Source organism: Geodermatophilus sp. SYSU D01186, assembly GCF_054050215.1.
Genome location: NZ_JBJGYW010000003.1, coordinates 12,926 through 34,452 on the forward strand (window position 1 = coordinate 12,926; position 21,527 = coordinate 34,452).

Annotated in this window: 18 protein-coding genes, 2 tRNA genes and 1 pseudogene; 3 read left to right on the top strand and 18 right to left on the bottom strand. The window is 73.4% G+C overall.

The annotated features are described in order from the left end of the window. Positions 1-29 precede the first annotated feature (29 nt). The gene (gene crgA / locus ACI784_RS02785) at positions 30-302 is read left to right on the top strand and encodes a cell division protein CrgA (protein ID WP_456921835.1); all 273 of its coding nucleotides are present in this window, start codon (positions 30-32) and stop codon (positions 300-302) included. Positions 303-829: 527 nt separating this feature from the next. Here the strand turns inward: crgA and ACI784_RS02790 are convergent. Then, positions 830-1,987 carry a thiolase family protein gene (locus ACI784_RS02790; RefSeq protein ID WP_457012459.1) on the bottom strand — a complete coding sequence of 386 codons (1,158 nt, stop codon included), beginning with the start codon at positions 1,985-1,987 and terminating at the stop codon, positions 830-832. Between the two features lie 96 nt (positions 1,988-2,083). Here ACI784_RS02790 and ACI784_RS02795 point away from each other — a divergent pair, with 96 nt between their 5' ends. Continuing rightward, complete coding sequence (locus ACI784_RS02795) at positions 2,084-2,512, top strand: PH domain-containing protein (RefSeq protein WP_456921837.1); 429 nt, start codon at positions 2,084-2,086, stop codon at positions 2,510-2,512. On the opposite strand, the gene ACI784_RS02800 is transcribed toward ACI784_RS02795, so the two are convergent. The 11 genes and pseudogenes from ACI784_RS02800 to ACI784_RS02850 all read right to left on the bottom strand — a co-directional run bounded on the left by ACI784_RS02800 (position 2,509) and on the right by ACI784_RS02850 (position 12,679). Further along, positions 2,509-3,267: a rhomboid family intramembrane serine protease gene (locus ACI784_RS02800; protein WP_456921838.1), complete on the bottom strand. Its 759-nt coding sequence runs from the start codon at positions 3,265-3,267 to the stop codon at positions 2,509-2,511. The genes ACI784_RS02795 and ACI784_RS02800 overlap by 4 nt on opposite strands. Positions 3,268-3,273: 6 nt before the next feature. Next, positions 3,274-3,402 (bottom strand): annotated as a pseudogene (locus ACI784_RS02805) (hypothetical protein); the annotation flags it as partial. After that, a complete protein-coding gene (locus tag ACI784_RS02810) occupies positions 3,399-3,932 on the bottom strand; it encodes a peptidylprolyl isomerase (RefSeq protein WP_456850887.1) in 534 nt (177 codons plus the stop codon). The pseudogene ACI784_RS02805 and the gene ACI784_RS02810, both read right to left, overlap by 4 nt. 107 nt (positions 3,933-4,039) lie before the next feature. Then, the gene (locus ACI784_RS02815) at positions 4,040-4,534 is read right to left on the bottom strand and encodes a DUF1059 domain-containing protein (protein WP_457012461.1); all 495 of its coding nucleotides are present in this window, start codon (positions 4,532-4,534) and stop codon (positions 4,040-4,042) included. Positions 4,535-4,871: 337 nt separating this feature from the next. Beyond that, positions 4,872-4,944: transfer RNA gene (locus ACI784_RS02820), tRNA-Ala, on the bottom strand. Positions 4,945-4,969: 25 nt separating this feature from the next. After that, on the bottom strand, positions 4,970-5,113 hold the full coding sequence (locus tag ACI784_RS02825) for a DLW-39 family protein (protein WP_456921840.1): 144 nt from the start codon (positions 5,111-5,113) through the stop codon (positions 4,970-4,972). A gap of 102 nt (positions 5,114-5,215) precedes the next feature. After that, positions 5,216-5,289: transfer RNA gene (locus ACI784_RS02830), tRNA-Ile, on the bottom strand. Between the two features lie 64 nt (positions 5,290-5,353). Next, positions 5,354-6,100 carry a DUF3566 domain-containing protein gene (locus tag ACI784_RS02835; protein WP_457012462.1) on the bottom strand — a complete coding sequence of 249 codons (747 nt, stop codon included), beginning with the start codon at positions 6,098-6,100 and terminating at the stop codon, positions 5,354-5,356. 171 nt (positions 6,101-6,271) lie between these two features. Further along, positions 6,272-8,740, bottom strand: coding sequence for a DNA gyrase subunit A (gene gyrA, locus ACI784_RS02840; protein WP_456921842.1), 2,469 nt, complete (start codon positions 8,738-8,740; stop codon positions 6,272-6,274). 106 nt (positions 8,741-8,846) lie between these two features. Beyond that, complete coding sequence (gene gyrB / locus ACI784_RS02845) at positions 8,847-10,883, bottom strand: DNA topoisomerase (ATP-hydrolyzing) subunit B (protein WP_457012463.1); 2,037 nt, start codon at positions 10,881-10,883, stop codon at positions 8,847-8,849. Positions 10,884-11,263: 380 nt separating this feature from the next. Then, entirely contained in the window at positions 11,264-12,679 is a 1,416-nt protein-coding gene (locus ACI784_RS02850) for an APC family permease (RefSeq protein WP_457012464.1), read from the bottom strand. A 126-nt stretch (positions 12,680-12,805) separates the two neighbouring features. Here ACI784_RS02850 and ACI784_RS02855 point away from each other — a divergent pair, with 126 nt between their 5' ends. Continuing rightward, complete coding sequence (locus ACI784_RS02855) at positions 12,806-14,302, top strand: SDR family oxidoreductase (protein ID WP_457012465.1); 1,497 nt, start codon at positions 12,806-12,808, stop codon at positions 14,300-14,302. Between the two features lie 70 nt (positions 14,303-14,372). On the opposite strand, the gene ACI784_RS02860 is transcribed toward ACI784_RS02855, so the two are convergent. The 6 genes from ACI784_RS02860 to dnaN form a co-directional block, all read right to left on the bottom strand. Then, on the bottom strand, positions 14,373-16,217 hold the full coding sequence (locus ACI784_RS02860) for an ABC transporter ATP-binding protein (RefSeq protein WP_457012466.1): 1,845 nt from the start codon (positions 16,215-16,217) through the stop codon (positions 14,373-14,375). After that, positions 16,214-17,158, bottom strand: coding sequence for a hypothetical protein (locus tag ACI784_RS02865; RefSeq protein WP_456921847.1), 945 nt, complete (start codon positions 17,156-17,158; stop codon positions 16,214-16,216). The genes ACI784_RS02860 and ACI784_RS02865 overlap by 4 nt, the downstream gene beginning before the upstream one ends. Before the next feature lie 42 nt (positions 17,159-17,200). Next, entirely contained in the window at positions 17,201-17,701 is a 501-nt protein-coding gene (locus ACI784_RS02870; RefSeq protein ID WP_456921848.1) for a DUF721 domain-containing protein, read from the bottom strand. After that, a complete protein-coding gene (gene recF / locus ACI784_RS02875) occupies positions 17,698-18,900 on the bottom strand; it encodes a DNA replication/repair protein RecF (protein WP_457012467.1) in 1,203 nt (400 codons plus the stop codon). Before recF ends, ACI784_RS02870 begins: the two co-directional genes overlap by 4 nt. A gap of 90 nt (positions 18,901-18,990) precedes the next feature. Then, positions 18,991-19,923 carry a phosphogluconate dehydrogenase (NAD(+)-dependent, decarboxylating) gene (gnd, locus tag ACI784_RS02880; RefSeq protein WP_456921850.1) on the bottom strand — a complete coding sequence of 311 codons (933 nt, stop codon included), beginning with the start codon at positions 19,921-19,923 and terminating at the stop codon, positions 18,991-18,993. A gap of 115 nt (positions 19,924-20,038) precedes the next feature. Continuing rightward, entirely contained in the window at positions 20,039-21,199 is a 1,161-nt protein-coding gene (gene dnaN, locus ACI784_RS02885; RefSeq protein ID WP_456921851.1) for a DNA polymerase III subunit beta, read from the bottom strand. Positions 21,200-21,527: the final 328 nt, after the last annotated feature.

Consider the following 21,527-nt stretch of genomic DNA (forward strand, 5'->3'; position numbering starts at 1 on the left):
ACGAACCGGCCCCGGAGGGAGTTCGCACGGTGCCCAAGTCCAAGGTGCGCAAGAAGTCGGTCTACACGCCGCCGCAGGGCACGCTGCAAGCCGGGACGCCGGCCGCACGGGCCGCCACGCCCAGCCCCCGCTGGTACGCGCCGCTCATGGTCGTCCTCATGCTGCTGGGGCTCCTGTGGATCGTCGTCTTCTACGTCGCCGGCGACCGGATCGGCGTGATGAACGGCCTCGGGCCGTGGAACTTCGCCATCGGGTTCGGCCTCATGGTCGCCGGCCTGGTGATGTCGATGCGCTGGCGCTGAAGAAGGACCCCCCTCCTCCCCACCCCTGGCACGCTCGGGGCGGGCCCGGGGAGGGGGCCGCACGACCCTCACGAGGCCCTCGTCCCCACCCGGGGACGGGGGCCGTTGTCATGTGAGCGCCCGAACACCCACCGTGTTGTTCACAGGTGCCGCTGTGCACAGCCGATCGCTGCGTCCACAGGTCGACAAAGCGCGATACCCCCAGAGTTGTCCACCGTGTGTGGAGAACGGATGTTCGATCAAACTCCGCTGACCTGCGGTTTCCCCACGGGTGAGGCGGATGTGACGCGAAGGGCCCCCGAGTAACTACATGCCTGTGACTCCATCCCCAGCTGTGCACACAGCTGTGGACGAATCGACTTGGCGGCAGGCTCAGGGCGGCGGCCGCACCGCGTCCCTACCCAGCGCCCGGCACTCCGACACGCGATCTGACCACGGGAGATGTCCCGGTCTCCCCGTTCCTCCACAGAGACGGCGACGGCCCCCGGTCCGCAGGGGGACCGGGGGCCGTCGTGGGGAACTGTGGATCAGGCGTCGATCAGCTCGAGGATCGTCGCGTTCGCCATCCCGCCGCCCTCGCACATCGTCTGCAGGCCGTAGCGGGTGCCCGTGGCCAGCATGCTGTGGACGAGCGTGGTCATGATGCGGGCGCCGGAGCCGCCGAGCGGGTGGCCGAGCGCGATCGCGCCGCCCCGGGGGTTGACCCGGTCCAGGTCGGCCCCGGTCTCCACCTGCCAGGCCAGCGGCACCGGCGCGAACGCCTCGTTCACCTCGAACAGGCCGATGTCGTCGATCGACAGCCCGGAGCGCTGCAGCACCTTGTGGGTGGCCGGGATCGGCGCGGTGAGCATGATGACCGGGTCGTCGCCGGCCATGACCGTGGTGTGCACGCGGACCAGCGGGCGCAGGCCGAGCTCGCGGGCCTTCTCCGAGGTGGTCACCAGCAGCGCGGCCGAGCCGTCGGAGATCTGGCTGGCGTTGCCCGCGCTGATGACGCCGTCGGCCTTGAAGGGGGTCTTCAGCGACGCCAGCTTCTCCAGCGTGCCCCCCGGCCGCACGCCCTCGTCGGCCCGCACCACGGTGCCGTCGGGGGTGGTGACCGGCGCGATCTCCTCGTCGAAGGCGCCGTCGGCCTGGGCCTTGGCGGCCTTCTCGTGGGAGGCGAGGGAGAACTCGTCGAGCCGGGTGCGGGAGAAGCCCCACCGCTCGGCGATCATCTCGGCGCCGACGCCCTGGTTGGGGGCCACGCCGTAGCGCTCCATGAACCGCGGGCCGAGGGGACGGCCGGCCGTGCCGTCGCCCACCGAGGAACCCATCGGCACCCGGCTCATCGACTCCACACCACCGGCGACGACGACGTCGGCCTGGCCGCTGACGACGCTGGCCGCCGCGAAGGCCACCGCCTGCTGGCTGGAGCCGCACTGCCGGTCGATGGTCGTGCCGGGCACCGTCTCGGGCCAGCCCGCGGCCAGCGCCGCGTTGCGGGCCACGTTGTACGTCTGCTCGCCGATCTGGCTCACGCAGCCCCAGATGACGTCGTCGACCACGGCCGGGTCGATGCCGGTGCGTGCCACCAGCGCCTCCAGCACGTGCGCGGAGAGGTCGACGGCGTGCACACCGGACAACCCCCCGCCCCGCTTGCCCACCGGGGTCCGCACGGCGGCACAGATGACGGCATCTCGCATGACCACTCCTCGTCGACGTGGGCGGCGTCACGCCCCTCCGGCGATGGTAGGACGTCCACGCACCCGCTCCGAAGGCCCGGCTGGAAGGCTGGACGGGTGCAGTGGTCCACACGGCCGGCGGAGACCGTCGCCCTCGCCGTCGCGGGGGTGGTGCTGGCCGTGCTCGCCGTGCTGCTGGACCCGGTGGGCCGGGTGCTGGTCGGCGCGGCCGCCGTCCTGCTGCTGCTCCTGGCGCTGCGCGACCGCGTGCTGCGGCCGCGGCTGGCCACCGATCCCGACGGGCTCCTCGTCCGCCGGCTGACCGGCACGCTGGAGCTGCCGTGGGCGCTGCTGCGGGTGCGGGTGCGCGAGACCCGGCGCTGGGGCGTGCGGTCGCGGCTGCTGGAGCTGGACACCGCCGTCGGCGCGGACGACGACGGGGTGCTCGTCCTGCTCGGGCGCCGCGACCTCGGCACCGACCCGGAGGACGTCGCCCGCGCCCTGCTCGAGCTGCCGCCGGCCGGCGCCGAGGCCGGCGGCCGCTAGCCCAGGACGGCGATGGTCGGCACGGTCAGCGCCACCACGACCAGGGCCGCGGCCAGGAGCATGAGCCCCAGCACCTGCAGCTCGGTCCGCCGGCGGGCCAGGACGACGATGCCGGTGGCGGCGAACCCGGCGACCAGCCCGCCGAGGTGGCCGAGCAGGGAGACGCCGGGCAGGAAGCTGATGACCACGTTGATCGCCAGCAGCGTGAGCAGGCCCCGCAGGTCCTGCCTGCGGGCGATCATCACGACCGCCAGGCCGCCCAGCAGGCCGTAGATGGCCGCCGAGGCGCCGGCGACCGCCCGCCCCGGGTCGCCGAACAGCTGCAGCGCCACCGCCCCGCCGAGCAGCGAGACGAGGTAGACGACGAGGTAGCGCCAGCGGCCGAGCTGCCGCTCCAGCTCCGAGCCGAACACCAGCAGCGCGAGCATGTTCAGCGCCAGGTGGACGAGCCCGATGTGCAGGAACGCAGCGGTGAGCAGCCGCCAGTCCTCCCCCAGCTGGACCAGGATCGGGATCTGCGCCAGCCGGGCGAACAGGGGCGAGAACTGGTTGTCCAGTGGGTTGGCCCCGACGAGACCCGCGGAGACCGCCGTCGCGACGAACATGGCCACGTTGAGCCCGATGAGGCTCACGGTGACCAGCCCGAACCGGCGGCTCGCCCGGCGCAGCAGGGGCGCCTGGCGGGGCCGGCGCACGTCGGCCTGCCCGTCGCGGACGCACTGGGGGCACTGGAACCCGACCGAGGCCGGGGTCATGCACTCCGGGCAGATCGGCCGTCCGCAGCGCGTGCAGGAGATGCGGGTCGGCCGGTCGGGGTGCCGGTAGCAGGTGGTCGTCGGGGGCGCCGGCTGCGGCTGGCCGGCGCCCCCGTCGTCGGGTCCGGTGGTCAGCTGCGCTGCACCTCGACCGACTGCAGGACGACGTCCTCGACCGGCCGGTCACCGCGGGCGGTGGGCACCTTGGCGATGCGGTCGACGACGTCGCGGCTGGCCTGGTCGGCCACCTCGCCGAAGATCGTGTGCTTGCCGGTCAGCCACGTGGTCGGGGCGACCGTGATGAAGAACTGGGAGCCGTTGGTGCCGGGGCCGGCGTTGGCCATGGCCAGCAGGTACGGCTTGGTGAAGGCCAGCTCGGGGTGGATCTCGTCGCCGAACTTGTAGCCGGGGCCGCCGATGCCCTGCCCCAGCGGGTCGCCGCCCTGGATCATGAAGCCGTCGATGATCCGGTGGAAGACGGTGCCGTCGTAGAGCCGGTCGGTCGTCTTCTCGCGGGTCTGCGGGTGGGTCCACTCCCGGCGGCCCTCGGCGAGGTCGGCGAAGTTCGCGACCGTCTTCGGGGCGTGGTCGGGGAACAGGTCCACGGTGATGTCGCCGTGGTTGGTGTGCAGCACGGCGCGGCGTGCGGGAGTCGATTCGGTCACGACGCCCACTCTCCCACTGGTCCGCTCCCCGCGGACCGCGGGGAGCGGACCGTGGCCCCGTGCAGGGTCCCGCCGCGGGCCCGCGAGTGGCGGGCACGGGGCTCCTCCTACATGCGCAGCACCTCGGCGACGTCGAGGTTGCGGAAGGACGCCTCGCCCTCGGTGGCCTCCTGCATCCGCTTGGCGAACTCGGCGGTCACCGGGTGCTCGGAGTTCCGCATCGCCGAGGCGTGGTCGGGGAAGGCCACGATCTCGACGTAGGTGTCGAGCCGGTCGCGGTCGGCGGCCACGATGCCCCACCGGGCGGTCGTCTCCCGGCCCATGCGCTCCCGCCACTGCTCGGCCAGCCGGCGGAACTCGTCGAGGCCGCGGGCGCGGAACTCGATGAACTGGAGGAACGAGCCCTGCTCGGCCAGCAGGGCCTCCTCGTCGCGCATCGCGGCACGGATCCCGTCGCGCAGCTCGGCGTCGTCGGTGTGCCCGTGCGCGCTGACCGCGTGGGCGACCGCGAGCTCGAGGACCTCGTCCTCCTCGCCCGAGATCTGGACGGTGCAGTCGTAGTCGCTCGGCACCGTCCGGCAGTCGATCGTCTTCCGCGCCATGGCTGCTCCTCGTCGCGAGCCCTGGCCCGCCCGGCCGGTGGGCCACGAGCGGGGCCGACAGTGACGCCGCACAGGCGCGGCGTCCAGTGACGGAGGTCCCTGCGGCCGTGGACGACCCGGGGCGGCGTCGTCGGCGTTCCGGCGTCGGCCGCTCCGGGGAGGCTCCCGTGACGTCGCTGCCCGGATCCCGGCGATCACGGTTCCCGTCGGGCTGCGGATGGCGTTCTCCGCGGGCGACGGCGCACGGGGGGCCGGACCGGACCCGGAGCCGGCCGGCGCGGCGCCGGCGGGCGTCCGTGACGCGGTGACCTCCGGCCGGCCGGCGGGGCCGGGAGCGTGGAGACGAGGGGAATCGAACCCCTAACCCCCGCCTTGCAAAGGCGGTGCTCTGCCAATTGAGCTACGTCCCCGGGACGGGGCGGGTGCCCCGGTGGGTCAGCGTGCGGTGGGGGTGCTGACCGCCTGCGGGCCGCGGGTGGCCTCGGCCCACAGGTCGGCCTCGGTCCGGCCGGCGGACCGCTTGCGGACGAGGGCCAGGGCCGCTGCCCCGGCTGCCGCCAGCGCCAGCTTCTTCAGCACGCGGTGTACCTCCTCGACGGGAGTTCCCCGGCTCCGCCCTGCGGAGTGGGCCGGCCCGTCCGGAGGACGGGCCGGGTGGCGCGCTGGGCGCCGGGACACGGGTGGGCCTGGGAGGACTTGAACCTCCGGCCTCATCCTTATCAGGGATGCGCTCTAACCGCCTGAGCTACAGGCCCGTGAACCTCGAACAGCGTACCTGGCCCGTCCGAGGCGGTCGGAGGGGGGTCGGCCCCCCTCCGCTCAGTCGCGTTCGGACAGGGTGACCTCGAGGCCGCCGACCAGGTCCGAGCACATGTTGTAGATGAACGCCGCGACGGTGCACAGCGCGGTCATGAGCACGATGTTGATCGCGCCGATGACCGCCGCCCCGCCGAACACGATGCCCGGGGTGATGACCTCGGTGCTGCCGTCGGCGCCGGAGGCGGTACCGAGCTGGCCGAAGAGGTCGTTGAGCGTGTCGAAGACGCCGAGGCCGGAGAGCACGCCGTACAGGACGCCGACGGCGACCATCCAGATGAAGAACATCGCGATGGACAGCACCAGTGAGATCTTCAGCGCCGACCAGGTGTCGATGTGCCGTAGCTGCAGCCGGGCACGGCGCGGGCCGCGGGCCGGCTTCTGCTTGCCCGGCTTGCCGGCGGACCCGGTGGCGGGGGACCCGGTGGCGGGGGCAGCCGTCGCGGCAGCCGGGGCGGCCTTCGTCGCGACGACGCCGGTGCCGGCGCCCGTGGCCGGAGCCGGCGCGGCGGCCGGGGGCTCGGTGGCGTCCGGCGTGGCGGGCGGGACGGTGACCGGAGCCGATGCGACCGGTGCGGTGCCGTCGGCCGGGGAGACCCGCTGGGTGCCCGTGCCGGGTGCGGAGGGGGCGGCCGTGGCCGGGGACCCCCCGTCGGCGGCGGGCTGCTGGCCGGTCGGCGCCTTCGTCGACGCGGTGGCGCCCCCAGGCCGGGACCCGGTGCGCACCGAACCCTGCGTCCGGTCGCTCATGCGAGTCTCCCGTTCCCCAGCGGCCCTCGCCGCTCCCTCGTACCCGAGTGTCCCGGCTCGCGGCCAGGGGCGCCCGGGCGCCGGTCAGATCTGTGGTGGTGTGACCGGAGGAGGAGCGGCACACCGGCCCGCGGGCCCGGCCGCCGCGCCCCCTCCGTCATCACGTCCAGACTAGGCGGCTGGCTCGTCGTTGTCCGTCGTCCGCGCGATCGCCACGATCGACACGTCTTCCGGCAAGTTCATGAGCTTGACACCCATGGTGGCGCGGTCCTTGTTGTGCCGCACCCCGTTGACCGGCGTCCGGATCACCCCGCCGCCGGAGGTGATCGCGTAGAGCTCGTCGCCGAGCCGCACCGCCAGGGCACCGACGAGGGAGCCCTTGCGCGCCTTGGGGTCGGCGGTGAGCACGCCCTTCCCGCCGCGGCCCTGGTTCGGGTAGTTCTCGATGCCGGTCCGCTTGGCGAAACCGCGCTCGGTGGCGACGAGGACGTCGACGCCCTCCTCGACCACGATCATCGACAGCAGCTGGTCGTCGGGGGCCAGCGAGATGCCCCGGACGCCCTCGGTCGCCCGCCCCATCGGCCGCAGCGCGGCGTCGTCGGCCTTGAACCGGATCGACATCGCCTTGCGGGTGACCAGCAGCAGGTCCTGCTCGGGGTCGATCAGCGCGGCGCCGACCAGCTCGTCGCCGTCGCGCAGGTTGATGGCGATCACGCCGCCGCTGCGCGGGGAGTCGAAGTCGGTCAGCCGGGTCTTCTTCACCTGCCCGTTGGCGGTGGCGAGCACGAGGTACGGGGCGACCGAGTAGTCCTTGATCTGCATGACCTGGGCGATCCGCTCGTCGGGCTGGAACGCCAGGATGTTGGCCACGTGCGCGCCGCGGGCGGTGCGGTTGGCCTCGGGCAGCTCGTAGGCCTTGGCCCGGTAGACCCGGCCCTTGTTGGTGAAGAACAGGATCCAGTCGTGGGTGGAGCCCACGAAGAAGTGGTCGACGATGTCGTCCTGCTTCAGGGCCGCACCCATGACGCCCTTGCCGCCACGCCGCTGCGACCGGTAGAGGTCGCTCTTGGTCCGCTTGGCGTAGCCGGTGCGGGTGATGGTGACGACGACCTCCTCCTCGGCGATGAGGTCCTCCATGGAGACGTCGCCGTCGTTGGCCACGAACTTCGTGCGCCGGTCGTCGCCGTACTTCTCCACGATCTCGGCGAGCTCGTCGCGGATGATCTGCCGCTGCCGCTCGGGGGAGTCGAGGATCGCCTGCAGGTCGGCGATGCGGGCCTCGAGCTCGGCCAGCTCGTCGAGGATCCGCTGCCGCTCCAGGGCCGCCAGCCGGCGCAGCTGCATGTCGAGGATCGCGGTGGCCTGGATCTCGTCGATGTCGAGGAGGTCCATGAGGCCACCGCGGGCGGCGTCGGCCGACGGGCTGTTGCGGATCAGCGCGATGACCGCGTCGAGCTGGTCGAGGGCCTTGGCCAGACCGCGCAGGATGTGCGCGCGCTCCTCGGCCTTGCGCAGCCGGTAGCGGGTCCGCCGCTGGATGACCTCGACCTGGTGGGCCACGTAGTAGCGGATCAGCTCGTCCAGGCGCAGCGTCCGCGGGACGCCGTCGACGATGGAGAGCATGTTGCAGCCGAACGTGGTCTGCAGCTGGGTGTGCTTGTAGAGGTTGTTCAGCACGACCTTGGCGACGGCGTCCCGGCGCAGGGTGATGACCAGGCGGCGGCCGACGCGGTCGGAGGACTCGTCGGCGATCTCGCTGATGCCCTGCAGCCGGCCGTCCTTGACCGCCTCGGCGATCGCCTCGGCCAGGTTGTCGGGGTTGACCTGGTAGGGCAGCTCGGTGACGACCAGCTGCACCCGGCCCTTGGCGTCCTCCTCGACGGTGACGACCGCGCGCATGCGCACCGAGCCGCGGCCGGTGCGGTAGGCGTCCTCGATCCCCTCCCGGCCGACGATCAGGCCGGCGGTCGGGAAGTCGGGGCCGGGGATGCGCTGCATGCAGGCGGTGAGCGCCTCCTCCGGCTCGGCGTCCGGGTGGTCGAGCATCCAGAACACCGCCTCCGCGACCTCGCGGAGGTTGTGCGGCGGCATGTTGGTGGCCATGCCGACGGCGATGCCGGCCGAGCCGTTGATCAGCAGGTTCGGGATGCGCCCCGGCAGGACCAGCGGCTCCTGGTTCTTGCCGTCGTAGTTGGGCTGGAAGTCGACGGTCTCCTCGTCGATGTTGGCCAGCATCTCCATGGCCAGCGGCGTCAGCCGGGCCTCGGTGTAGCGCATGGCCGCGGCCGGGTCGTTGCCGGGGGAGCCGAAGTTGCCCTGCCCGTCGATGAGCGGGTAGCGCATCGACCACGGCTGGGCCAGCCGGACGAGGGCGTCGTAGATCGCCGAGTCACCGTGGGGGTGGTAGTTACCCATGACCTCGCCGACGACGCGGGCGCACTTGACGTAGCCGCGGTCGGGGCGGAAGCCCTGGTCGTACATCGCGTACAGCACGCGCCGGTGCACGGGCTTGAGGCCGTCACGGACCTCCGGCAGCGCGCGGCCGACGATGACCGACATCGCGTAGTCGATGTAGCTGCGCTGCATCTCCTGCTGGAGGTCGACCGGCTCGATGCGGTCGCGGGCAGGGGTCTCGGTCACGTTTCAGGTCCTCATGGGTCGGTGCGAAGGATGTGGAGTCCGCGCGGTGGCCCCGTCCAGAGGCTCGCCGCGAGCATGCGAGCGGTGAGGGGGACGGGGTCCTTCTTCAGACGTCGAGGAAGCGGACGTCCTTGGCGTTGCGGGTGATGAAGCTGCGGCGGGCCTCGACGTCCTCGCCCATGAGCACGCTGAACAGCTCGTCGGCGGTCGCGGCGTCCTCGAGGGTGACCTGCAGCAGGATGCGCGTCTCCGGGTTCATCGTGGTGTCCCACAGCTCGGTCGCGTTCATCTCGCCGAGGCCCTTGAAGCGCTGGATCGCGTCGTCCTTGGGCAGCTTGCGGCCGGCCTCGGCACCGGCCTTGAGGACGGCGTCGCGCTCCTTGTCGCTGTAGACGTACTCGTCCCCGATCTTGCCGCCCCACTTGATCTTGTACAGCGGCGGCTGGGCCAGGTAGACGTAGCCGGCCTCGACCAGCGGCCGCATGAATCGGAACAGCAGGGTCAGCAGCAGGGTGCGGATGTGCTGGCCGTCGACGTCGGCGTCGGCCATCAGCACGATCTTGTGGTACCGCAGCTTCGAGACGTCGAACTCGTCGTGGATGCCGGTGCCGAAGGCGGTGATCATCGACTGGACCTCGGTGTTCTTGAGGACCCGGTCGATGCGCGCCTTCTCGACGTTGATGATCTTGCCGCGGATCGGCAGGATCGCCTGGAACATCGAGTCGCGGCCGGACTTCGCCGAACCACCGGCGGAGTCACCCTCGACGATGTAGATCTCCGAGGCCCGCGGGTCGGTGGAGCGGCAGTCGGCCAGCTTGCCCGGCAGCGAGTTGTTGCTCAGCAGGTTCTTGCGGGCCAGCTTGCGGGCGTCCTGCGCCGCACGCCGGGCCCGGGCCGCCGACGAGGCCTTGTTGATGATCGTCTTGGCCTCGGTCGGGTTGGCCTCGAACCAGTGCGCGATCTGCTCGTTGCAGACCTTCTGGACGAAGCCCTTGACCTCGGTGTTGCCGAGCTTGGTCTTCGTCTGGCCCTCGAACTGCGGGTCGCCGATCTTCACCGAGACGATGGCGGCCAGGCCCTCGCGGATGTCCTCACCCGTGAGCTTCTCGTCCTTGGCCTTGAAGAGCTTCTTCTCCTCGGCGTACCGGTTGACGATCGAGGTCAGCGCGGTGCGGAAGCCCTCCTCGTGGGTGCCGCCCTCGTGCGTGTTGATCGTGTTCGCGAAGGAGTAGACCGACTCGGAGTACGCGTCGGACCACTGCATCGCGACGTCGACGCTCATGCGCATGTCGTTCTTGCCGGTGCCCTCGGCGCCGAAGCTGATGATCGACCGGTGGATCGGCGTCTTCTTGGCGTTGATGTGCTTGACGTAGTCCTCGAGGCCGCCGTCGTAGCGGTAGGTGATCTCGGTGGCCTCGAACGCCTTCGCCTCGGCGCCCGGCTCGGGGGCGGCCTCGGCGAGGGTGACCTCCTCGGCCATGCCGGTCTCGGCCTTGCCGTGACCGGGCCGCTCGTCGCGCAGCACGATGGTCAGGCCCTTGTTGAGGAAGGCCATCTCCTGAAGCCGGCGGCTGATCGTGTCGAACGAGTAGGTCGTCGTCTCGAAGATGTCGCCGTCGGCCCAGAACGTCGTGGTGGTGCCGCGCCCCTTGGTGGGGCCCACCTTCTCGAGCGGGCCCGGCTTGGCCATGTCGTAGTGCTGGTACCACTCGAAGCCGTCCCGCTTGATGCGGACGTCGAGCTTCGTGGACAGCGCGTTGACGACGGTGACGCCGACGCCGTGCAGGCCGCCGGAGACCGCGTAGCTCTTGCCGTCGAACTTGCCGCCGGCGTGCAGCACGGTGAGGACGACCTCGACCGTGGGGCGCTTCTCGACCGGGTGCATGTCGACCGGGATGCCACGGCCGTTGTCCTCCACCCGGACGCCGCCGTCGGCGAGCAGGGTGACCTTCACGGTGTCGCAGTGGCCGGCGAGGGCCTCGTCGACGGAGTTGTCGACGACCTCCCACACCATGTGGTGCAGACCCCGCTCACCGGTGGAGCCGATGTACATGCCGGGGCGCTTGCGCACGGCCTCGAGGCCCTCGAGCACCGTGATCGAGCTGCCGGAGTACGCGTTGTCAGTCTGGGGTCGAGCGACCACGTGGGGCCCTTCTGTCGCGCAACCGGCGCACGGCTCCCCGGCCTCGCGGGCGGGGGGCTGGACGCGGACGGCGTCGCGCCCTGAGGGCGCAGAACGACGCTGAGCCGGTTGCTGGCGGTTTCTCGTTCCCAGGATACCGGGTGGTACGACAGGAATGCCGCCGTCCACGCCCTGAGGCGGTTCCTGCGCCACTCGCGGCTCGTTCGCCACCCCCGATGGTGGGTCCCGGGGTCGACATGCCGTCCCCGGCTGTCTGGTGACCCGACGGAGCGGCCCCCTGCAGGGCCCCCGCCGCCGGCCCCGTCCAGGGCCCCGCTCCGGGCGCGGCGTGGGTGGGGCGGACGGGGTCCTCCCACGGAGGGGTGCGGGAGTCCCGTCTCTCAGTTGACGGGGCCGCCCTTGGTGAACCGGTCGGGGTCCAGCAGCGGCACGGCGGGGCCGGTCCGGCGGTTGATGAGCACCGTGACGCCCCAGAGGACGACGCCGATGACCAGCAGCACCCCGGCGATCCGGTACTGCTCGGCGGGCCGGCCGGCCCACGGCGTGGCGAGGAAACCGCAGGCCAGAGCCCCGACGACGGGCAGCACGGTGGGGGTGCGGAAGTGCTCCTCGTCCACCTCGTCCTTGCGCAGCACCAGGACGGCGACGTTGACGACGGTGAAGACGACCAGCAGCAGCAGCGCCGTCGTCCCGCCGAGGGCCGGCACGGCGCCGACGAAGGTGATGAGGCCGAAGGCGAGCGCGGTGGTGAACAGGATCGCGGTCGTGGGGGTGCGCCGCCGCGGGTGCACCCGGCCCAGCAGCGGGGGCAGCACGTGCTGGCGGCTCATCCCGTAGACCAGCCGGCTGGCCATGAGCATGTTGATCAGCGCCGAGTTGGCGACGGCGAACATGGTGATGACGCCGAAGATGCCGATCGGGAAGCCGGGGGCGCCGGCCTGGACGACCTGCAGCAGCGGCGTGTCGCCCTCGCTGAGGTCGTCGGCCGGCACCAGCGCGATCGCCGAGATCGACACCAGCACGTAGATGAGCCCGGTCAGGCACAGGCCGGCGAGCAGCACCTTGGGGAAGATCCGCCGCGGGTGCTTGCACTCCTCGGCCATGTTGACCGAGTCCTCGAACCCGACCATCGCGAAGAAGGCCAGCCCGGTCGCCGCGATGACCCCGCCGACGACCGAGCGCTCCCCGGTGTCGAACTCGGTCACGCGGGAGAAGTCGCCCTCCCCGATGCCCAGCGCCCAGACGCCGACCCCGATGACGATCAGCAGGCCGGAGAGCTCCACGCAGGTCAGCACCACGTTGGCCTTGACGCTCTCCCCCACGCCCCGGTGGTTGACCAGGGCGACCAGCGCCATGAACCCCAGGCCGATGAGGGTGATCCCGATGCCGTCCTCGATGTCGAGGCCCAGGACGCTCGCCGCGTTCGCGCTGAACGCCCGGGCGGCGGTGGACGCCGACGTGATGCCGGAGCTCATGACCGCGAAGGCGACCAGGAACGTGACGAAGTGGATGCCGAACGCCTTGTGCGTGTACAGCGCCGCACCCGCCGCCTGCGGGTACTTGGTCACGAGTTCCAGGTAGCTGAAGGCGGTGACCAGCGCGACCAGGAACGCGACGAGGAACGGCAGCCACACGACACCGCCCACCTGGGCGGCGACCTGCCCGGTCAGCGCGTAGATCCCGGTGCCGAGGATGTCGCCGACGATGAACAGCAGCAGCAAGCCGGGCCCCATGACCCGCTTGAGGGTGGGCTGACCGTCCTCGGTCCGGTCGCGTGCCTCGGTGGTGTCGGCCATGAGGGGCCTCCTGCTCGGCCGGTTGTGGGTGGCGACCGCCGTTGGTCCAGGTGCTGTCGATCGTGGCGGGTGGCGGTCCCGCCCGCGACCCGAGCACGGCGTCCCGGGACGGCCGACACTCGGGGCATGGCCGAGTCCGACGCCGCGAAGACCTGCCTCGTCACCGGGGCCACCGGCTACATCGGGGGCCGGCTGGTGCCCGAGCTGCTCGCCGCCGGCCACCGGGTGCGGGTCATGACGCGCTCGCCGGAGCGGCTGCGCGACCACCCGTGGGCCGGCCAGGTGGAGGTGGCCCGCGCCGACGCCGGGGACGCCGAGGCGGTCGCGGCCGCCTGCGCCGGGGTCGACGTCGTCTACTACCTGGTCCACGCGCTGGGCAGCGGCCGGGAGTTCGAGGAGACCGACCGGCGGACGGCGGGGGTCGTGGCGCGTGCCGCCCGGGCGGCCGGGGTGGGCCGGCTGGTCTACCTGGGCGGGCTCGAGCCGGCCGACGAGGAGCTGTCCCCGCACCTGCGCTCGCGCGCGGAGGTGGCGCGGATCCTGCTCGACTCCGGCGTCCCGACCGTCGTCCTGCGGGCCGCGGTGGTGCTCGGCTCGGGCTCGGCGTCGTTCGAGATGCTGCGGTACCTGACCGAGCGGCTGCCGGTGATGGTCACGCCGCGGTGGGTGCACAGCCGCATCCAGCCGATCGCGATCCGCGACGTGCTGCGCTACCTGGTCGGCTGCGCCACCCTGCCGGCCGACGTCCACCGGTGCTTCGACATCGGCGGGCCCGACGTCATGGACTACGCCGCGATGATGCAGCGGTTCGCGGCCGTGGCCGGGCTGCCGCGGCGGCGGATCCTGCCGGTGCCGCTGTTCACCCCGTCGCTGTCCAGCCACTGGGTCGGGCTGGTCACGCCGGTGCCGGCCGGCATCGCCCGCCCGCTGGTGGAGTCCCTGCGCAACACCGTGGTCTGCCGCGAGCACGACATCGCGGCCTACGTCCCGGACCCGCCCGAGGGGCTGCTCGGCTTCGACGAGGCGGTGCGGCTGGCCATCCAGCGGGTCCGGGAGGCCGCGGTGGACACCCGCTGGTCCTCGGCGTCGGTGCCCGGGGCGCCGTCGGACCCGCTGCCCACCGACCCCGACTGGGCCGGCGGCAGCCTCTACGTCGACGAGCGCACCCGCGCGACCGACGCCGCGCCGTCCGCCCTGTGGCGGGTGGTCGAGGGGATCGGCGGCGAGAACGGCTGGTACTCGTTCCCCCTCGCCTGGGAGGTCCGCGGCTGGCTGGACCGGGCGGTCGGCGGGGTGGGACTGCGCCGGGGACGGCGCTCGCCGTCGCGGCTCTACGTCGGCGACGCCCTGGACTTCTGGCGGGTCGAGGAGATCGAGCCCGGCCGGCTGCTGCGGCTGCGCGCCGAGATGCGGGTGCCCGGGCTGGCCTGGCTGGAGTTCCACGTGGAACAGGAGGGCGGGCGCACCCGGCTGCGGCAGAAGGCCACCTTCAAGCCGAACGGGTTGTTCGGGCACGTGTACTGGTGGGCACTCGTGCCGTTCCACGGCTTCGTGTTCGGCGGCATGCTGCGCAACGTCTGCCGGGAGGCCGAGGCGCTCGGCGAGGCGCGCGCCGCGGCCTGAGCGGGTGCGCTGAGGCGGAGGTGCGCGGCCGGGAACCGGGCCTCGGCGCACCCGCTCGGCATGGCGCCGGCTACACGAGCAGCTGGGCGGCGGCGAGCTCGCGGTAGAGCGGGCTGGAGTCGACCAGCTCGGCGTGCGTGCCCCGGGCTACCACCCGGCCGCCGTCGAGCACCACGATCTGGTCGCTGTCGAGCACCGTCGACAGCCGGTGGGCCACGACGAGCAGCGCGCGGTCCTCGGCCGCCGCGGCGAGGGTCTGCCGCAGCAGCTGCTCGTTGCGGGCGTCGAGGCTGGCGGTCGGCTCGTCGAGCAGCAGCAGCGCCGGCCGGGCCAGCAGCGAGCGGGCGATCGCCAGCCGCTGCCGCTCCCCACCCGAGAGCAGCACGCCCTCGTCCCCCACCGGGACGTCGAGCCCGCGCGGCGAGCGCTGCACCACGTCGGTGAGCCCGACGTCGGCCAGCACCGCCCACAGCTCCGGGTCGGTGGCGTCCGGGGCGGCCAGCAGCAGGTTGTCGCGCACCGAGCCGGCCAGCACCGGGGCCTCCTGCTCGACGTAGCCCAGCCGCGCCCGCAGCCCGGCCCGTGGCAGGTCGCGCACGTCGGTGCCGGCCCATCGGATCGCCCCACCGGTCAGCGGGTAGAAGCCCTCGACCAGCGCCAGCACCGTCGACTTGCCCGCGCCCGACGGCCCGACCAGCGCCACCCGGCTGCCGGCCGGCACCGCCAGCGACACCCCGCGCAGCACCTCGGTGCCGTCCGCGTAGGCGAAGGAGACGTCGTCCAGCTCGAGCAGCGGCACCTCCCGGGACGGCGGCGCCGGCGGGACCGCGACGGCGGCACCGCCCCGCTCCGGCCAGGCGTCCTCCTCCGGCGCCAGGCCGAGCACCTCCTGGATGCGGGCGAGCGCGCCCAGGCCGGTCTGCAGCTGGGTCCACGCCCCGATCGCCTGGCCCAGCGGCATGACCAGCAGGAACAGGTACAGGATGAACGCGACCAGGTCGGCGACGGCGATCGAGCCCGCGGCCACCCGGTATCCGCCGAGCCCCAGGACGGCGAGGAACGCACCCTGGACCGCGATCGAGCCCGCCGGGGAGACCAGCGCCTCCAGCCGGGCCACCCGCACCCCGGCCGCGTGGGCCCGGCCCGCGCCGGCGCCGACGACGTCGACCTCGCGGGTGGTGGCGCCGCTCGCGCGGATGGTGCGGACCGCCGACAGGGCCCGCTCCACCGCGGCGCTCATCGCGCCGACCTCCTCCTGCGCCTGCCGCGACAGCCGGCGCACGCCCCGGGTCACCGAGGCGACGACGGCCACGCCGACGGCGACCGCGACGACGGTGACCAGCAGCAGCCAGCCGTCGACCAGCGCCATCGCCACGAGGGCACCGACGCCGACCACGACCGACCCGGCGATGTCGACGACGCCGGAGGTGACGGTGGCGCGCAGGAGCGTGGTGTCCGCTCCCACCCGCGACATGAGGTCCCCGGTGCGCCGCCGGTCGTACTCGGCGATCGGCAGCCGCAGCAGCCGGTCGGCCACCGTCCGGCGGGTGGTGAGCACCACGCCCTCGGCGGTGCGCTGGAGCAGGTACTGCTGGAACGCCGACAGCGCCGAGGCGGCCACGAGGACGAGGACCAGCGTGACCACCGCGGGCAGCAGCGCCCGGCCGGCCCCGACCGCCTCGATGACCCGCGCCACCAGCGCCGGCTGGGCCAGCGCGCCGGCGGCCGCCACCAGGGACAGCGCGGCGGCGCCGAGCAGCGGTCCGCGGTGCGGGCGCAGCAGTGGGAGCAGCTCCCGCACCCCCGCCGCCGGGGCCGCCACCTGGCCGGGATCGGCGGCGGCTCCCGTGGCCGGATCGGCGGCGGGTTCCGCGCCGGGAGCGGCGGCCTGCGCGGCGCCGGCGGCGTCGCTCACGAGCCGGCGGTGAGGGCGCCGACGATCGCGGTCAGCAGGCGTGCGTGGTGCTCGATGAGCTCGGGCCGGTGGCCGTCGGGCCGGATCGCGGCGACGAAGCCGCCCTCCCAGGCGGCGCCCTGACCGGGCGACGTCCAGAACTCGTCACCGTCGTCGGTGTTGAGCAGCAGGCCGCGCACCGTCGCGTCCGCCACCAGCCGGCGGGTCACCGGACCGTCCTCGGCGGCCAGCAGCACCCACCGCGCGTCGAACTCCGGGTCGCCGCTCGGCACCTGCACCAGGCCGCCGGTGCGGTGCTTCCAGAAGCGGGCGGGCGAGAGCCGCAGCGACGGGACGGGGACGAGCACCGGCGCGGCGGTGACCGCGTACTCCGGCACCGCGTACCGGCCCGAGGCGTACAGGACGTCGAACGCGACGAGCTCGGTGGAGCCGTAGCGGCCGCGCATCACCCCGGCCGGCCGGTGGTCCTTGGTCGCCCGGACCGGCGCGGAGGCGACCAGCCCGGCGAGGGCGGCGTCCTCGGGGCCGGTGCCGTCGGAGATCGCCCAGCCGTGCTGGACCGCCCAGCCCTGCGCACCGACCGGATCGCCCTGGTAGGCGAAGACCCGTTCCACCTCGCCGGGCTGCCGCGGCCGCCGGCTGCCGAACAGGCCCCCGCGCGCCGGCTGGTCCACCGGTGGCGGACCCCACGGCGTCCGGTCGTCGTCCGGCGGGACGGGGGCGGAGGCGCCGGAGGGAGCCGGCCGGGCCGGCTCCGCGGCCGGCAGGTCCCAGCCCGGCGGCTGCCAGGGGGCGCCGTCGTCCGGCGACTGCGCGGGACCGTCGGCCGGCCGCCCGGGGGACCGTGCGGCGTCCCCCTCGCCCAGGTGGGACGGCTCCCGCCAGCCGCTGCCGTCGTCGTGCCGGTCGTCGAAGCCGTCGCGGTCGCGCGGGCTGCTCATCGCTGCATCGTCCTCCCGGAGCGGCCCGCCTCGGACCGGCTCCTATCCGTACGTGTCCCGGGGCCCCCGCCCGCGGACCGACCGCGGGCCCTTCTTCCAGCTGGGGGCCGTCGGTCCGACAACGCGCAGGCGGGTCACGACGTCCCCGCCCACCGAGGCGCGCAGCCGGCCGAGGATCGTCGGGGCGAGCAGCCGCAGCTGGGTCGCCCACGCGGTGGACTCGGCGACGACCAGCAGTTCACCCTCCGTGAGGGTCTGCGGGGTGCAGTGCGCGGCGATGTCCGGCCCGACCAGCGCCGACCAGCGGCCGAAGACGGCGCCGACCTTGGTGTGGGCGCTCCAGTCCTGCGCGGTGACCAGCGAGTCGACCAGCCGGCCCAGCGGCTGCGGGTCGTCGTCCCCCGGCCGGGGGCCGGTCCAGGCCCGGCGCGGCCCGGCGATCCGCCGCCGCGTCGGGCGCGGCCGGGCGGCCGAGGCAGCGCGCGCGGCCTCCAGCGCCGCGCGGGCGATGTCGCTGGGCCGGGACGGCGGGTCAGCGGTCACCGGACCTCCTCCTCGAGCACCGCGGCGTCCACGGCCCCATCCTCGGCGGCCCCGGCGGCCAGCGGAACCGCCTGCCCACCGGCGACCTGCACGACCGTGCCGCGCAGCTCGGCAGGGACGTCGTCGAGCACCGCGGCGGTGATGAGCGTCTGCTCCGCGGACCGGGCGACCGCGGCCAGCGCCGCACGCCGGTCGGCGTCCAGGGTGGCGAAGACGTCGTCCAGCACGAGCACCGGCTCCTCGCCGTCGGCCCGCAGCAGCTCGAAGCAGCCGAGCTTGAGGGCCAGCGCCAGCGACCAGGACTCCCCGTGGCTGGCGAACCCCTTGGCCGGCAGGGTGCCGAGGGAGAGGACGAGGTCGTCGCGGTGCGGCCCGACCAGGGTCATCCCCCGGTCCACCTCCTCGCCGCGCCGCTCGGCGACCCGCTCCCGCAGCGCCGTGCTGAGCTCGGCCGCGTCGGGCAGCCGCGCCCCCTCGGCCGGCGGGGTGCCGTCACCGGCCAGCGGCACGGTGCTGGCGTAGCCCAGCGCCGCCACCGCGGCGTCGGCCCCGGCCACCCCGGCGTAGGCGCGGGCCACGTGCGGACCGAGATCGGCGACCAGCCGCAGGCGGGCAGCCAGCAGCTGACCCCCGAGGTCGATCAGGTGACCGTCCCAGACGTCGAGGGTCGCGAGGGCGTTGCCGCGGGCCAGCCGCGCGGTCTTGAGCAGGGCGTTGCGCTGCTTGAGCACCCGGTCGTAGTCACTGCGCACACCGGCCAGCCGCGGCGTCCGGCTGACCAGCAGGTCGTCGAGGAACCGGCGCCGCTCGGCGGGGTCGCCCCGGACCAGCACGAGGTCCTCCGGGGCGAACAGGACCGACTTGACCAGGCCCAGCAGCTCGCGTGGCCGGGGCAGCGGCGCCCGGTTGACCCGGACGCGGTTGGCCCGGCCGGGGTTGATCTCGATCTCGACGAGCAGTTCACGGTCCTCGCGGCGCAGCGCCGCGCGCACCACCGCCTGCGCGGCGCCCTGGCGGACCAGGGGTGCGTCCGAGGAGACCCGGTGGCTGCTCATCGTGGCCAGGTAGCCGACCGCCTCGACCAGGTTGGTCTTGCCCTCGCCGTTGCGGCCGACGACGACCGTCGGCCCGGGGCGCAGGGCGAGGTCCACGCGGTCCCAGTTGCGGAACGAGCCGAGCTGCAGGTGGCGCAGGTACACCTCAGCGTCCCCGTGGTGAGGCGCTGGAACGGCCCCCCTGCAGGGCCCCGCCGCGAGCCTGCGAGTGGTGGGGGGCAGGGGGGTCCTCTCTCATGCCGGGCGCTCGGCCTCCTGCGCCTGCACCGCGTGCACGGCGTGCCCGCCGAACTGCTGGCGCAGCGCGGCGACGGCCTTCATCGTCGGCGAGTCCTCCTGGCGCGAGGAGAAGCGGGCGAACAGCGAGGCGGCGATCGTCGGCATGGGGACGGCGTTCTCGATGGCCTGCTCGACGGTCCAGCGGCCCTCGCCGGAGTCCTCCGCGTAGCCCTTGATGCGGTCGAGCTCCGGGTCCTCGTCCAGGGCGCGGACCAGCAGGTCCAGCAGCCAGGAGCGGATGACGGTGCCCTGGGTCCAGGACTTGACCACGCCGGGGACGTCCTCGATGAGGTCGACGGCGGCCAGCAGCTCGTAGCCCTCGCCGTAGGCCTGCATCATCGCGTACTCGATGCCGTTGTGGACCATCTTCGAGAAGTGGCCGGCGCCCACCGGGCCGGCGTGCACGAAGCCCGCGCCCGGCAGCTCCTGGCCCGACGCGTCCTTCGGCGCCGGCGGCTTGAGGGCGTCGAAGACCGGCTGCACCTTGGCGACGTCGTCCTTCGTGCCGCCGACCATCAGCGCGTAGCCGTTCTCCAGACCCCACACCCCACCGGAGACGCCGGCGTCGACGTAGCCGATGCCCTTCTCGCGGCACAGCACGTCGTGGACCTGGTCGTCGGTGTACTTCGAGTTGCCGCCGTCGACGATCACGTCGCCGGGGCTCAGCAGCTCGGCCAGTTCCTTCACCGTCGCCTTGGTGGGCTCACCCGCCGGCACCATCACCCACACCACGCGCGGTGCCGACAGCGCCTCCACCAGGGCGGGCAGGCTGTCGACGTCCCGCCTGTCCGGGTGGTGGTCGAAGCCGACGACCTCGTGGCCGGCGCGGCGCAGCCGCTCGCGCATGTTGCCGCCCATCTTGCCCAGCCCGATCAGCCCCAGCTGCACGACGACGTCCTCTCCTCGAGATAGAAGGACCCTCCTGCCCCCCACCACTCGCAGGCTCGTGGCGGGACCCTGCAGGAGAGCCTGCCTCGGCACCGGCCGGGGCGCGACTGGTTCCTCAGCCGGGCAGGCGCACCGGCATGATCAGGTAGCGGTAGCTGCCGGGGCGCTCGGCCGCCGCGGCGGCGCCGTCGTCGTCGGCCGCCGGCTCCTCCACCCCGGAGAGGACGGCGGGCTTGAGCGGGCTGGTGAAGTCCATCCGCGCCCGCGGCGTGTGCACCGCGGCCAGCCCGTCGAGCAGGAACGTCGGGTTGAAGCCGATGGTCAGCGGCTCGCCGTCGAACTCGACGTCGCAGCGCTCCTCGGCCTGCCCCTCGTCGTCACTGCCGCCGGCCCGCAGGGTGACCTGACCCGGCGTGAACTCGCAGCGCAGCGGCGTGCCCCGCTCGGCGACGAGGGCGACACGCTTGGCGGCGTCGGTGAACAGGCCCACCGGGAGCACCGCGTTGGCGTGCGACTCGTTGGGCATGATCGCGCGGTACTTGACGAACTCGGCGTCCAGCAGCCGGGTCGTGGTCTGCCGGTCCTTGCCCGAGAGGCCGAGGATGCCCTCCCCCGAGCTGCCCGAGGACAGCGACAGGGTGATCTCCGGGCCGCTGGTCAGCGTCTTCGCCGCGTCGGCCAGCGTGCGGGCGGGGACGAGCACCGCCGCGGACAGCCCCGGGGACTCCGGGCGCCAGGCGAACTCACGGACCGCCAGCCGGTAGCGGTCGGTCGCCGCGAGGGTGACCAGGTCGTCGTCGATCTCCAGCCGGACGCCGGTGAGCATCGGCAGGGTGTCGTCGCGGCCGGCGGCGACGGCGACCTGCCCGACCGCCTCGGCGAAGACGTCACTGTCCACCACACCGGCCGAGGACGGCATCGACGGCAGGGAGGGGTAGTCCTCCACCGGCAGCGTCGGCAGGCTGAACCGCGCGTTGCCACAGGCGATGGACAGCCGCGGCCCCTCGGCGGTGATGTCGACCGGGTGCGGCGGCAGTGCCCGGGTGATCTCCGCCAGCAGCCGGCCGGGCACGAGGGTGCGGCCGCTCTCGGTGGCCTGCACGTCGACCTCCGCGCGCGCGGAGACCTCGTAGTCGAACCCGCTCACCGACAGCTGGCTGCCGTCGACCTCGAGCAGGATGCCGGCCAGCACCGGCACCGACGGCCGGGGCGGCAGGCTGCGCGCCGTCCATGCGACGGCATCGGCGAGCACCTCACGTGCCACCCGGAACTTCATGACCTGATCCACCCCAGCTCTGTCCGTGCTGCTCCTACTGCGGTGCTCATCGTGCCTTGTACTCCTGACTTGCGGGTGACCGCTGTCCCGATCAGGTGCGCTCCAGCCCCTGCAGACCCTGCTTCCCCACCCTGAATGTGGTTCGAGAACTCATGGAGAGAACTCCCTCATCCTCGTCATCACTGGTGTGGAAGCTGGGGATCGGGCACTTCTGCCCAGGTCAGGGCCGAAGTCGACATGTTGGCCGGCTGTGGGTGCAGCAGCGTCATCTGTTGTCGACACGTGGACATCTCGACGACTGTGCACACCGACCGTCGTCTCTCCACCT

Coding starts and splice junctions, on each gene's coding strand:
- ACI784_RS02790 (WP_457012459.1), bottom strand. CDS start 1,987: ATGCGAGATGCCGTCATCTGTGCCGCCGTGCGGACCCCGGTGGGCAAG.
- ACI784_RS02800 (WP_456921838.1), bottom strand. CDS start 3,267: ATGACCCCGGCCTCGGTCGGGTTCCAGTGCCCCCAGTGCGTCCGCGAC.
- ACI784_RS02815 (WP_457012461.1), bottom strand. CDS start 4,534: ATGGCGCGGAAGACGATCGACTGCCGGACGGTGCCGAGCGACTACGAC.
- ACI784_RS02835 (WP_457012462.1), bottom strand. CDS start 6,100: ATGAGCGACCGGACGCAGGGTTCGGTGCGCACCGGGTCCCGGCCTGGG.
- ACI784_RS02850 (WP_457012464.1), bottom strand. CDS start 12,679: ATGGCCGACACCACCGAGGCACGCGACCGGACCGAGGACGGTCAGCCC.
- ACI784_RS02855 (WP_457012465.1), top strand. CDS start 12,806: ATGGCCGAGTCCGACGCCGCGAAGACCTGCCTCGTCACCGGGGCCACC.
- ACI784_RS02865 (WP_456921847.1), bottom strand. CDS start 17,158: ATGAGCAGCCCGCGCGACCGCGACGGCTTCGACGACCGGCACGACGAC.
- dnaN (WP_456921851.1), bottom strand. CDS start 21,199: ATGAAGTTCCGGGTGGCACGTGAGGTGCTCGCCGATGCCGTCGCATGG.